Origin of the sequence: Alcaligenes sp. EGD-AK7, assembly GCF_000465875.3 — a bacterium.
GTDB lineage: Bacteria > Pseudomonadota > Gammaproteobacteria > Burkholderiales > Burkholderiaceae_B > Alcaligenes > Alcaligenes phenolicus.
Window position 1 is genome coordinate 382,717 of the sequence record NZ_AVOG02000001.1, and the last position, 12,084, is coordinate 394,800.

At 51.3% G+C, this 12,084-nt stretch carries 13 protein-coding genes and 1 other annotated feature; all 13 genes read left to right on the forward strand.

Translation table 11 applies throughout. The features are described 5' to 3' along the window. Nucleotides 1-311 precede the first annotated feature (311 nt). The 13 genes from N879_RS01780 (at nt 312) to N879_RS01835 (ending at nt 12,070) form a co-directional block, all read left to right on the forward strand. Nucleotides 312-926, forward strand: a complete 615-nt coding sequence (locus N879_RS01780) for a DUF3275 family protein (protein ID WP_003799868.1) — start codon at nt 312-314, stop codon at nt 924-926. Nucleotides 927-1,456: 530 nt separating this feature from the next. Further along, a complete protein-coding gene (locus N879_RS01785) occupies nt 1,457-1,732 on the forward strand; it encodes a hypothetical protein (protein WP_003799870.1) in 276 nt (91 codons plus the stop codon). Between the two features lie 78 nt (nt 1,733-1,810). Continuing rightward, nucleotides 1,811-2,119, forward strand: coding sequence for a hypothetical protein (locus tag N879_RS01790; RefSeq protein ID WP_021446568.1), 309 nt, complete (start codon nt 1,811-1,813; stop codon nt 2,117-2,119). A 190-nt stretch (nt 2,120-2,309) separates the two neighbouring features. Then, on the forward strand, nt 2,310-2,645 hold the full coding sequence (locus tag N879_RS19880) for a hypothetical protein (RefSeq protein ID WP_082453600.1): 336 nt from the start codon (nt 2,310-2,312) through the stop codon (nt 2,643-2,645). 107 nt (nt 2,646-2,752) lie between these two features. Next, entirely contained in the window at nt 2,753-3,058 is a 306-nt protein-coding gene (locus N879_RS01795) for a hypothetical protein (RefSeq protein ID WP_009454075.1), read from the forward strand. A gap of 1 nt (nt 3,059) precedes the next feature. Continuing rightward, nucleotides 3,060-4,175 carry a DUF6094 domain-containing protein gene (locus N879_RS01800; RefSeq protein WP_021446569.1) on the forward strand — a complete coding sequence of 372 codons (1,116 nt, stop codon included), beginning with the start codon at nt 3,060-3,062 and terminating at the stop codon, nt 4,173-4,175. A 280-nt stretch (nt 4,176-4,455) separates the two neighbouring features. After that, entirely contained in the window at nt 4,456-5,013 is a 558-nt protein-coding gene (gene radC / locus N879_RS01805; protein WP_009454074.1) for a RadC family protein, read from the forward strand. 109 nt (nt 5,014-5,122) lie between these two features. Next, a complete protein-coding gene (locus N879_RS01810) occupies nt 5,123-5,464 on the forward strand; it encodes a hypothetical protein (RefSeq protein ID WP_009454073.1) in 342 nt (113 codons plus the stop codon). A gap of 81 nt (nt 5,465-5,545) precedes the next feature. Next, nucleotides 5,546-6,172 (forward strand): hypothetical protein, encoded by a 627-nt coding sequence (locus N879_RS01815; RefSeq protein ID WP_009454072.1) that lies wholly within the window; start codon nt 5,546-5,548, stop codon nt 6,170-6,172. 112 nt (nt 6,173-6,284) lie between these two features. Next, the gene (locus N879_RS01820) at nt 6,285-8,582 is read left to right on the forward strand and encodes a DEAD/DEAH box helicase (RefSeq protein ID WP_009454071.1); all 2,298 of its coding nucleotides are present in this window, start codon (nt 6,285-6,287) and stop codon (nt 8,580-8,582) included. Nucleotides 8,583-8,741: 159 nt separating this feature from the next. Continuing rightward, on the forward strand, nt 8,742-9,608 hold the full coding sequence (locus N879_RS01825; protein WP_009454070.1) for a hypothetical protein: 867 nt from the start codon (nt 8,742-8,744) through the stop codon (nt 9,606-9,608). A 75-nt stretch (nt 9,609-9,683) separates the two neighbouring features. Beyond that, nucleotides 9,684-9,953, forward strand: a complete 270-nt coding sequence (locus tag N879_RS20535) for a hypothetical protein (RefSeq protein WP_003799888.1) — start codon at nt 9,684-9,686, stop codon at nt 9,951-9,953. Between the two features lie 494 nt (nt 9,954-10,447). Next, nucleotides 10,448-10,500, forward strand: a sequence feature (sul1 is cis-regulatory element that is thought to sense ions involved in sulfur or methionine metabolism; They are found in Alphaproteobacteria). Between the two features lie 94 nt (nt 10,501-10,594). Continuing rightward, nucleotides 10,595-12,070 carry a SulP family inorganic anion transporter gene (locus tag N879_RS01835; protein WP_003799890.1) on the forward strand — a complete coding sequence of 492 codons (1,476 nt, stop codon included), beginning with the start codon at nt 10,595-10,597 and terminating at the stop codon, nt 12,068-12,070. Nucleotides 12,071-12,084: the final 14 nt, after the last annotated feature.

Genomic DNA, 12,084 nt, shown 5'->3' on the forward strand with positions numbered 1-12,084 from the left:
CAGTTTTGCGAGTGTTTTCAGGTGTCACTTGAATAACCTGGTCGCCTTCGGGCACGACACGTCAACCCCTGAAACGTGAACGCTCTGTATAGAGTTGGGGTACATCTCACACGAGTACGTCCGTTGAATTGCACGTTCAAACTGGAACCTCACGTGCTCTAAAGTACTATCCGATCGCAAGTTGGATGGCCACCATTCAAGCCCCCCTGTACCCGTCCGGCGTAAGCTGAACGGGTACTTTCATTTCACACCCTACCGGGAGATCTCTTCCGGCTGGATGTGGTCTCCCTGTCTTTCTAAAGGAGATCACGATGATCCGTATAGATGGAGCGCAACTGCGCGTAAAGCGGATTCGACAAAGTCGAAATGGTGCTTTCTGCGTTGCAGACCTCTCAACTGCTTTTGGTGAGTTCAAGGTCAAAGACCCGCTCCTGGATCAGTTTGAAGAAGGTGAGTACCAGGCAACTGTGTGGATTAGTGAAATCTATCTGTCGCAATACATCGCATTTGGCAAAGGTGTGACAGAGATTCGTGCGCGTTTGCACGATTTACAAGTTGAGAGCCAGGCCGAATTATCAACTGCTCATGAGCAAGCTGAGCCTGACCCCATTGACGAGCAAAGTCCTGTAAGGGTTGCACCACCTAAAAAGCCAGTTCCCCCTCCATCTACCGCAAAAGACTTCAGCCACTTTAATAAGGGTGGGAAGCCTCAGTCAGGGTCTTTGGATTCTGTGCCACTGGAGTCTACGCAGGGAGAGCACGATGGATTGCTTGACGCAGAAATGCGCCATGCCATTGCCAATCGCGATCCCATCAAACTTGATGCGACTGTAGAACGTGCGCTGCTACGACGGCAAGCAGCTGAACTTGGCCAACGTCATGGCTACCGTTTTGATGCGAAACAACAAATCTGGTTTGCCCAGTAAACCTTCATTTCTAAACCGCCCAAAGGTGGCGGTTTGACTTATGTTCTTGATGCGATCGAGACCATGAGCCAGACCGCACAGTGCATTGGTGCATCGTTGAATCTGGGAGGCGGCGTCCCCATGCGCCCGCAGCTTTTGCGCTAAGCCGGAGCTGGTGATAGCAAAATCAGCCACGTAACTTGCGCGCCGTTTCATTTGTCACCAGGACCTCCATTTCGGTGACGCACACCTTGGATCCACCAAGGGGAGTGAGGGGGTATGAATTTTAATTTGTTATGTAAGCCCGGAACCTAGATGGGTTCCCTTGCGAGCCAGGACAATCAGGCCCGGCCTGCAAGGGAAATCATCTAAGCAAACCAACGATGGTTTCAATCAGGTGCGTTCAACCCTGTAAACGTGCCAAGGCAGGAAGTGCTGCCTGGGTAACTCGCTTTATTCATTCACGCAGATTTAACCTGCGCTTCTTACTAACCCCGTGGGGACACCGTGTCCCCTGGGGCTTGGTCGTCCCCATTTTTTGGAAGACGATCATGGCTCAACTGCATTTTTTCCCTATCACGACGGCTCAGCGCAAGAGTCTGCATTCCCTCTTTAATGACTGGCTTTCCCAGGCCAATGAAGAGGGATTTGAGCAGTTTCTGGCTGTTCGACATGAGTTGGCACCCGCACAGGTGTGCTCGTTCGTACGTCTGGTCCAAGGTTGCTCTGTTCGACAAGATTTGGCCCAACGCTTGCCAGGTGATCTCAAGCAGCGTCTGCAAGCACTTCATTGGCTGCGATTCGGCGCTACAGCGGTAGCCGCTTGATTCTTTAACTGACCCTTGGGGGCTTTGACCCTCGTGGGTTGATAGCCCTCTTGATTTTTTAAGGGGTACTATATGTCAATGAGTCCATCTGACTTGTTCCTGCTGCGGCAGGGCCTGGTTGATGCCGGTATGAAGCAAGAGGTTGCCGAAAAGGTGGCCATCGCAATGGAGGGTGCTATGGCACTCACACTTGATCAAGTGCTGGAGAAGTGGTCAGCCAAGGTTGAACACGACATTGCCGCGCTTCGCACTGAACTGAAGCACGATATTGAAGTGACCAGAAAAGACATTGAGGTGACCAAGCGGGATATGACCATCCGTCTTGGCTTGATGCTGGCTGGTTTTGCCGGTCTGATCCTAAGCGGCATGAAAATGTTCATGCTCTAGCGTTTAGCACGCGATTGTTTCCGCACACCTCGGTGTGCCTTGATGAGGAGTGCGCTCCTCTTAACTAGCGAATGTCTGCCAGGCCTTTCATCGGTCTGGTGACATTCGCTTTTCTTTTGTCTTTCCATTTTCACCCCTGCGGGCACAGACTCGCATGGGTATGGCCTGCGCATTTTTAGTGAGGCCGACTATGACTGAACAGACTCATCCTGTGTGCAGAGATTCCTTCGATCTCTCTCCTCTTGCCAATGTGCTGCCGCGCTTTGAGCTCGGTGTGGTTGTGGCTACGCCAGGTGTTACCAAGCTGGATCAAGAAGGCACGATCAACGCTTGTGAGTACCTAGCTCGTCACGCTGTTGGTGATTGGGGGGATCTGTGCCACGAAGATTGGCGATTTAACCAGCGGTCCCTAGCGTGTGGAGGGCGACTGATGTCGTCGTATCGCGTCAATGACCAACTCAAGATCTGGATTGTTACAGAATGGGATCGATCCAGCACCATGCTGACATTGCCATCGGAGTACTGATCCTCTAACCCGTGCAAACCCATCCTGATGGGTTTGCATTATCTCTATCACTTTCCCGGCGGGACGATCCGTCTGGGTCTCTCGTCGCGTATTTTTCGGAGACCCACATGATCGTTGTTCGCTATTTCACCTTACCGCTGTACACCACTGATAGAAGCCGTACCGATGATCGACTGATTTGGACCGGGCCGGAACCTATTCCAGCCATTGGCGACACTGTGATGGTCAGGTTCAACAGCATTGGCCAATGCAAAGTTGTGTGCTTTGCCTCACAAGGTCCATACCTTGGGCTGCTTGTTTACCCCCTTCAACCACCCAGTTGGTGGATTTCTCAAAATGGTGAGCCATCGCCCGAAACTGCAGGTCTGGTGTTCGGTCGTGAAATCTCACTCATTGATGCTCAGGAGGTGTGAAATGGCGCTTTTGTTCACCCGCTTGGCTCGCAACTTCGTCAAAGCCGGATACTACCCGACCGATGATGAGACTTTGCAGCGGATTCAACACTTCCTCATGCCAGCATCAAGACCTATGCGCTTGCTTGACCCATGTTGCGGGGAAGGGGCGGCACTGGCTGACATTCGTCTTGGCCTTCAGGAGCGTGCTGGTGAAGATTCAGTAAGCATTGAGGCTCTGGGTGTTGAGTTTGATAAGGAACGGGCCTGGCACGCGAAAACCCTCTTAGATAGGGTTATTCACGCGGACCTCCATGACGTCGTGGTTAAGGCTCGCAGTATTGGCCTACTGTTTCTGAATCCTCCTTACGGGTTTGGAATCAGTGATGCGGCGAACATGGCCAACGCCGACTCTGATAAAGCCGAACGTCTGGAGCGTACGTTCTTAAAGAAAACGGCGTCATTCCTGGTTGAGGGCGGGGTACTTATCTACATCATTCCGTACTACGCCTTAGATGCTGAGATTCGGACATTTTTGGCCCGTAATTTCGACAATTTACGGTTCTTTATGGCCCCCGAGCAGCAATTCAAACAATGTGTCATTTTCGGGACCAAAATCCGAAGCACACATCCACGTAAAAGCGTTCTTGACTGGCTTGCGCAGGCTCAGGCCGGAGAGTTCGTAGATCAAGTATTGCCAGAGGTCTGGGATGATGAACCCTACCAGGTGCCAGCAGCTGATACGGAGCTTGACTTTCATGCGGTTCGAATCGATGCCGCTCAATTGAAAGACGAGCTCAATACATGGAAGGCGAGTCTATTGTGGCAAGGCTTTGATGTTCATTTCTCTCAGGTGCGGACCAGTCACAGAAGACCGCTTCGTACGATGACTCAATGGCACCTGGCGCTTGCGTTGGCGGCCGGCCAGGTGACTGGCTGCATTGAATCGAAAGACGGCCGGATTTTTCTGATAAAGGGGGATACCTTTAAGAAGAAAGAACGTATCCAGAACCTGGAGGTGGATGAGAAAGGGAATGTCTCAGAGACCATCACGATGCTGGATAAGTTTGTGCCTACGATCAATGCAATTGAATTTACTGCCGATCATCGGCTTGGTCAGATAGTTAAGATCAGCTGATGCTTTACCCCTCAGTGCCAATGGTTGGCGCTATTCACCCTTCATTAGAAGGGTTCCTCAAGGGGCCTGGTCCAGGTCATTTGGGGAAACCTTCTCATCAAACCTAAAGGGGTTTCTTTAGGTGCGTTCAACCCTGTAAACGCATCAAGGTGGTCTTTTATTGCCTGGGTAGTTTTTCTTATCTGCTGCAGTCATGCATAGCATGTCAGCAGCCTCGTCTTATCCCTTGGGGACATCCGTCCTCAAGGGGCCGGATGTCTCCAGCTTTTTGGAGATACCCATGTCTTCTTTCAATACGTCGATTTTACCCATCGCGCCGTCTGTATACGCTCAGGCAGCGCCTGAACCCGCGCAACTGCATATTGCTGATGCGCATGGGCACTATGTGTTGGCGACTCCAGGGCAGATATTGGAGGCCGCACGTGAGGCGATTGTGTCTTTAGTGCCTTCGGGAACTCCCATGTCAACGCCGAGCATTGCGGAACGCTATGCCGTCGCTCGCTTGGCTGGCCTAGAACACGAGGTTTTTGCTGTCTTCTTTTTAGACAACCAGCTTCGCCTGATCCAGTATCGGGAGTTGTTCCAAGGCACCCTGAATCAAACGGCTGTCTATCCTCGTGAGGTCGTTAAAGAGGTGCTCAAAAACAATGCTGGCGCGGTCATTTTGGCTCACAACCATCCAAGCGGAAAGTTAGAGCCTAGCCAGGTAGACCGCCAACTTACTGAGCGGCTGAAAAAAGCATTGGAGCTGATCGATGTAAGGGTTCTGGACCATTTGATCGTCGGGCCTTCAGCCGACACAACTAGCTATTCGTTCGCTGAGCACGGCGACCTGTAACTTGAGTCATTTCTTGTTTGTTTAGCCCGCATCTGGGCGTTTTTAACCTGTACCCATGGGGTCGCTGCGGCCCTTATGGGGCGTTGCGACTCATTTTTTGGAGTTTGTCATGAGTCGTCATTACTTTGAAACCACCTATAAAGATCATCCCGTTACCGTGCTGTTAGGTTGGGATAGGGCTTTGGGGCATTATTTTTTGGTCATCGAAAAGCGGGTGGATTTTGTGGATCCGGATGTGACCGGGTTCGATGATCAGTATCTGTATAGCAATCTCTATGAGTCCAACCCATTTGGTTTGAGCCTGGAGCATTTTAAAGCGGTGTTGCACCGGCTCAAAATCACTGTGCCAGCAAATATGTTCACTGAGGTCGAACGCGACTCCTGGAACAACGTGGGGAATCGAGACATCACCCATCAAGCTGACGGCTCATTTGCCGTGCGCTCGGCTTGAACATCTCTCTAAACGACGCGGCCTGGCCTCTTTCTCCTCTTTGCGAGGAAGGGGTCAGTCGCATAACTATGGAGCTCGGTGATGTACCAAGTAGAGGAGTTTCCGGAAGTCTGGGCTGATGCCTGCATCCGAGAGTCGGATGGTCGCTTCTTATTCATTTCACTGTATGGACGCGATGGATCGCTGATGCAATTCATGGCTGCGATGCAGTTGGGCAATAAGGAAGGCGGTATACAACGCTTTCACTTGCGCGATGATGATGGCAAACGCCATTTAGTGGAGGTCGGCGGTGTGGATCGCTTAGGCAAACACACTGGTAGGTTACCTAAGCAAAACCTGTTTGGTCCTTTGGGGCAACTGTGGGTATTTGACAAGAATCTACAGGAGCCAGACCGTGCGAATCGAATCGGTTGGGCTCTTCACTACTCAGCAGTGAGCGACCTGGGCAGCCTTAACGAGGCTCAGGAGCATGATCTTGATGATCGTGCCTGGCAACTGATTAAAAGCTTGTCGCCGGTGGCTCTTTTAGACCATTGGCGTGCAGAGGTTTTGGCGTGGTGCCGTGATAAGCAAGCTGTGCAGATAATGGGCAGCGATCTGTATCCCACGCTTGGCCCTGTCAAGGCAGTTCGGGTGAGCCTAAGTGAGCATTTTCTTGATTTCATCTCTGATGGGGTCAGGGTAGGGCGCCTACGTTTGCAGTTGTAGTTTTTCTAAGCTGATTGGCTGATTTCCGGATCCAGCCTTTTCTACATTTTTTTCTAACCCATGCGGGGAGCAGCCCCGCTGGCTCCCCGTATCCCTTTTGTGGAGAGCCAGTATGGGCGCTATACATCCCCAGCTAGGTACCCCAGAGCAAGATGCCGATGAGCTGCATATGCCTCTGGCCAATTTTATTGATCAGTTTGGTGAGGGCTTGTTGGAGCAAGTCCGTCGCCAGAACCCGCCTATTTACGATCCGGACCTGGACACTCAAACTCCCGTTTGGCGTGCGCGGCAACACGTTCTGGACAATCTGACTCGTCAGCCATTTGAAGCCCAGGCCCATGCTGTACACGCCGTTGTGAAGCTGTTGTTGGATCACAATGAACCGGCAGCGGTACTCAATGCGGATATGGGCACGGGCAAAACCATGATGGCCATATGTGTCGCGGCTTTAATGCAGAGTACGCATCCACGTACCCTGATCGTTTCGCCGCCTCACCTGGTCTATAAGTGGCGACGTGAGATTCTGGCCACCGTCCCTGAAGCCAAGGTTTGGATTCTGAATGGGCCGGATACGTTACGCAAACTGTTGGCGTTACGAAATGCCCTCAGTTTGAAAACCAGCAAGCCAGAGTTCTTTGTGCTTGGGCGTGTGCGTATGCGCATGGGGTTTCACTGGAAACCGGCATTTTTGACTCGCCAGGTATTGCAAGATGGTCAACGGTTTAGGTTTGCTTGCTGCCCTGATTGCATGGAACCCATCGAACGTGAGAATGCGGATGGTGAAATGATGCCGCTCTCCGTTGAGGCGGCCGCACTCATGCTTGCTGATAGACGCTGCAAATGCAGCCACTGCGATAGCACGCTTTGGACGTTGATTCGTGCAGGTAAGCGTATCGACTCCATGCACGATCTGGTGTTGGGTGCTTTGAAGCAAATGCCGACGATCGGAGATAAAACCGCTCGCAAGTTGCTCTCGATTTTTGGAGAGGATCTGCTTGGGGGAATGCTCGACGATAACGTCTATGAGTTTCTCAACCTCATGGATGAGTCTGGCGAGCTTGTTTTCTCCGATCGGCAGGCCATGCGTATGGAGCGATCCCTCGCGTCCTTTGAGTTCAGTATAGGGGAGGGGGGCTATCAAGCCACTGAGTTCATCAAACGCTACTTGCCTCGTGGGTATTTCGGTCTTTTAGTTGTAGATGAAGGCCATGAATACAAAAATGAGGGCTCAGCCCAAGGCCAGGCCATGGGCGTGCTGGCCAGCCAATGCCAAAAAACACTGCTGCTCACTGGGACACTGATGGGAGGCTATGCCGATGACTTGTTTCATCTTTTGTGGAGAATAAATCCGACACAGATGATTCAAGACGGCTTCAAACCTGCTCGTAATGGGTCAATGGGAAGCGCGGCTATGGCGTTTATGCGTGAGCATGGCGTGCTCAAAGACGTGTACAAGGAAAGCACTGGCCCATCGCATCGCACTGCTAAAGGTAAGCAGATGACAGTACGGACCAGTAAAGCTCCTGGCTTTGGTCCGGTTGGCATTATGCGGTATGTAGTGCCGATCACCGTTCTCTTGAAGTTGCGCGACATTGGCCAGAACGTCTTGCCTGACTATGACGAGCACTTCATTAACGTACCAATGAGCCAGGCGCAGGATGAGGCCTATCAGCGCATGGCAAAGCACCTGGTGTATGAGCTCAAGAAGGCGTTGGCCCAAAAGGACAATAGCTTGCTTGGGGTTGTGATGAATACGCTACTGGCTTGGCCAGAGTGCTGCTTTCGCCCAGAAACCGTCCGGCACCCTCGAAGTAAGGCAGTCTTGTTTTCGCAAGGGCCTGTTTTTCAGGAGTCTGAGCTTACCCCCAAAGAGCAACAGCTCTTGGACCTGTGCAAACAGGAGAAGGCCCAAGGAAGAAAGGTGCTGGTGTATTCGATTTACTCGGGTACACGTGACACCACCGCTCGGCTCAAAAGCCACCTTGAGATGAACGGCTTCAAAGTTGCTGTGTTGCGTGCTTCTGTTGACGCAGCTCGACGCGAAGACTGGGTTGCTGACCAGGTGGAGCGGGGTATTGACGTCCTTGTCACCAATCCAGAGCTGGTCAAGACTGGCCTGGATCTGCTGGAGTTTCCTACGATTGTGTTCATGCAGTCTGGCTTTAACGTCTACACGTTAATGCAGGCCGCCAGGCGGTCATGGCGGATTGGCCAGAAGCATCCAGTCAAGGTCGTGTTCTTGGGCTACTCAGGTTCCAGCCAAGTGGAGTGTTTAAGGCTGATGGCCAAGAAGATCGCTGTTACACAGTCAACGTCAGGGGATATGCCTGATTGTGGCTTGGATGTTCTGAATGATGCCGGTGACAGCATTGAAGTTCAGTTGGCCAAGCAGTTGCTAGCTAACTCGTAGCCTACCTACCATCATGATTAATAGCCCCTCTTTTTGAGGGGCTATTCTTCTGCAAGGCTGTGTGAATGCTGTAAGGGTCAAAGAGTTTAGAGGTCTCTTTTTCTAAAAGCAGTTTGAGTGCTGGTACTCGATTAATGTGTGGATATTTGGAGGGGAAAGGTGTTGATTAAACAAGAGCCTGTGCCAATGGAAACAGTGCTGCCATCATTTGGAGACTGGAAACGCAACGGTGAGATCGTTAAGCCACAGATCCTTGTGTTGGAGATCAAAGATAAAGATGGCTTAACGGATGACGCTTTAGGGTTTGTTCTTGTTGAACGACACGAGTCCTATAGACACTATTCGGACGGTCCACTTGAGGCCGCTGGTATTTGTCTTTCATTTAAGCGCATAGCAGGTAAATACACCTACGGGAGTCATGGGCAGGGTTACTTCTTGGGAGGTTTCACACCGTCTATCAATACTGTTTCGCTTACGTCATCGATTGTGTGGTCGGAGGGAGCGGTGTTTCTTGATTTGCCTGGGCTTGCAGGGCAGCGGATAGGCACATATCTGATGAATGAGATAGTTCAGTGGGCGCAGCAGTGGCCAGATGCCTCGGTCGCTAGTATTAAGCTGTATGCTGGCCAAGCACAGTCTGACAACAAGGAACGGCGTAATCGGTTCTATGAACAATTTGGAATAGTCTTTGATTACGACGACGAACAACGCCGTTCAGGTCAGTCTCGCCCTGTGCTGGTTAGGGACCTGATAACGGTTGAGACATGGAAGAAAAATATTGTTGAACACAATATGCACGATTATTTGGGTTCGATCGTAGATTTGAATGAACGCATCTTATCTGACCTGAATGCTCGTGATCGCGCATGCGCTAATCTCATTGCTGAGCAGAGACGAGCTGAGGCTCGACCTTTCCGCTGGGCATTGGGACAGCTGTATTCCAAATATTCGCAAACAATTTTCGTTGTGCTTGTTTTTATAGTGATTATGGGCGTTAGCTGGGTCAAAATAACACAGGGTAGTTGATTTGTTGGTCCCATTTCTACATGGCTTAGTTGCGGTGGATAGCAGCATCCAAGAGAACCAGCCGGTTTCTAAGTCATGATCCTCCCACGAGTCGCCAGTCATGCTGAACTCAATCTGTTTTCTGATATGGAAGATGTTGATGCCTTCCTCGCGCAGACGCTGAAGCAGTGGCTACACATCCACAGCGCTAAGCGCTATCGTTACTTTGATGTGCTAAATGGCCAGTTCGAAGAAATGGGCGGAATGCATCTTATAGCTGTGACCGTAACCCTTGGCCGTCACGATCAGAGTGGTCCCGCTTATGCCCAGCTTGTGTGCCTCGTCAACCCGCTAGTCGCCCAATGACCGGCAGCCACGTTTACGGTCTTGCTAGTTGAAAAGGTCAGTTGAAAGTCTTGCGTGACGGTGTCTTTTGCATCAGAGCGGTTGCAAGGCAGTAATAGTGGCCAAACCTAGTAAGATCATGAGACCAATGTGCTCATCATATGGGCCGAAATGGCCGCACCTGTTCATAGCACACGCTCTTGCTGGATCGGGGGGGGACGTCCGCCGAGAACGTCGAGCAGCTCGTCAGTCATCCCGGAAAGCTATTAATGACCAGCGATTTTCACTCGGAAGCCAGGGCAGGTTGCAGCCCAAAGTAGGCGAGCACCGCACCCATTCGGTAGCAGCGGAGCATATTTGCCAGTCAGATTCCGGGGGGGGGCGGTAAGAAGGCATTGAAGGCTGCACCCAATTCCCAGCGCAGCCGAATGGAAATCGGCAAAAAACTCTGCTAAAATGCGAAGCTACGGTGTCTGCAATAGATACTGGTCATCGTCAACGACGATAATTAATAAGGTGGACCCAGCTCGCTGGGTGGCTCGGCCGGGCGCCTATCCCTCGGACAATTCCAAGCAAATAAAAACTCGCTCCGGGACCCTCTTGCGCATTCAGTTCGCGGTGCGAAGCTTCGTTTTGCTGCATCTTAATTAGCACAATCCTCAATGTTTGTATCTTCCCTTCGTCGCGATTGGTTTTCCAATCCGCGCGCGGATATCCTTGCAGGTATCCTTGTTGCACTTGCACTCATCCCCGAAGCCATCGGCTTTTCCATCATCGCCGGAATAGATCCCCGTGTGGGACTCTACGCTTCCTTTTCAATTGCAGTCATCATTTCATTTGTCGGTGGCCGCCCCGGCATGATTTCTGCGGCGACTGCGGCCATTGCTGTTTTGATCATACCGCTGGTGCGAGATTATGGCGTTGATTACCTTTTTGCTGCAACGATTCTTATGGGCCTGTTGCAAGTTCTGGCCGGCTTCTTGAGACTTGATCTTCTGATGCAATACGTATCTCGGTCCGTGGTCACCGGTTTCGTAAATGCACTGGCCATCTTAATCTTCATGGCGCAACTGCCTCAACTCACGAATGTGACGTGGATCACCTACGCTATGGTGGCTGGTGGGCTTGCAATTATCTACCTGTTGCCCCGGCTTACGACGGCAATACCTTCACCGCTTATCGCCATTGTTGTACTCACTATCCTTGCAATTTATGGCAATCTTGACGTACGTACGGTGGGGGATATGGGTGAATTACCGTCTACGATCCCGTCCTTTTTCATTCCGAACGTGCCGCTTACCTTCGAGACGCTGAAGATTATTTTCCCCTTTTCGCTGACCATGGCCGCAGTTGGACTACTCGAATCTATGATGACGGCGCAGATTGTCGATGATCTGACCGATTCGCCCAGCGATAAGCGTCGGGAATGTAAAGGCCAGGGCATTGCCAACTTCGTGACTGGCTTTTTTGGGGGAATGGGTGGTTGCGCCATGATTGGGCAGTCGGTCATTAACGTCAAGTCTGGCGGACTCACACGCCTTTCTACCTTTGTGTCGGGCATCTTCCTGCTTTTTTTGATCGTTGTGCTGGGGCCACTTGTGGCTCGTATTCCGATGCCAGCCCTAGTGGCTGTAATGATCATGGTTTCCATCGGAACCTTCAGTTGGGGCTCCATTAAGAACCTGCGTTCTCACCCTTGGCAGTCATCGGTGGTCATGGTGGTGACGGTCATTGTCGTAGTATGGACGCATGACCTAGCAAAAGGCGTTTTGGCAGGAGTTATCCTGAGCGGGCTATTCTTCGCTGGTAAGGTTAAGCGGCTCTTTACGGTGCAGTCCGAACTATCAATGGATGGTAGGACGCGAACTTACTTTTATTCTGGCCAAGTGTTTTTCGCATCGGCTGAACGCTTTGTTGAAGCGATCGACTTCAAAGAGGTTGTCGATAAAGTCGTAATCGACGTTTCTGACGCTCATTTTTGGGACATTTCAGCTGTTGGCGTATTGGATGATGTTGTCATGAAGCTAAGACGCGAAGGGGCGGCTGTAGAGATAGTCGGGCTTAACAAAGAAAGCGCCGCTATGGTTGGACGCTTTGCAATATACGATCAAGTCCCTACAAACACGTCGAGACACTGACTTTTGGAGAGAAA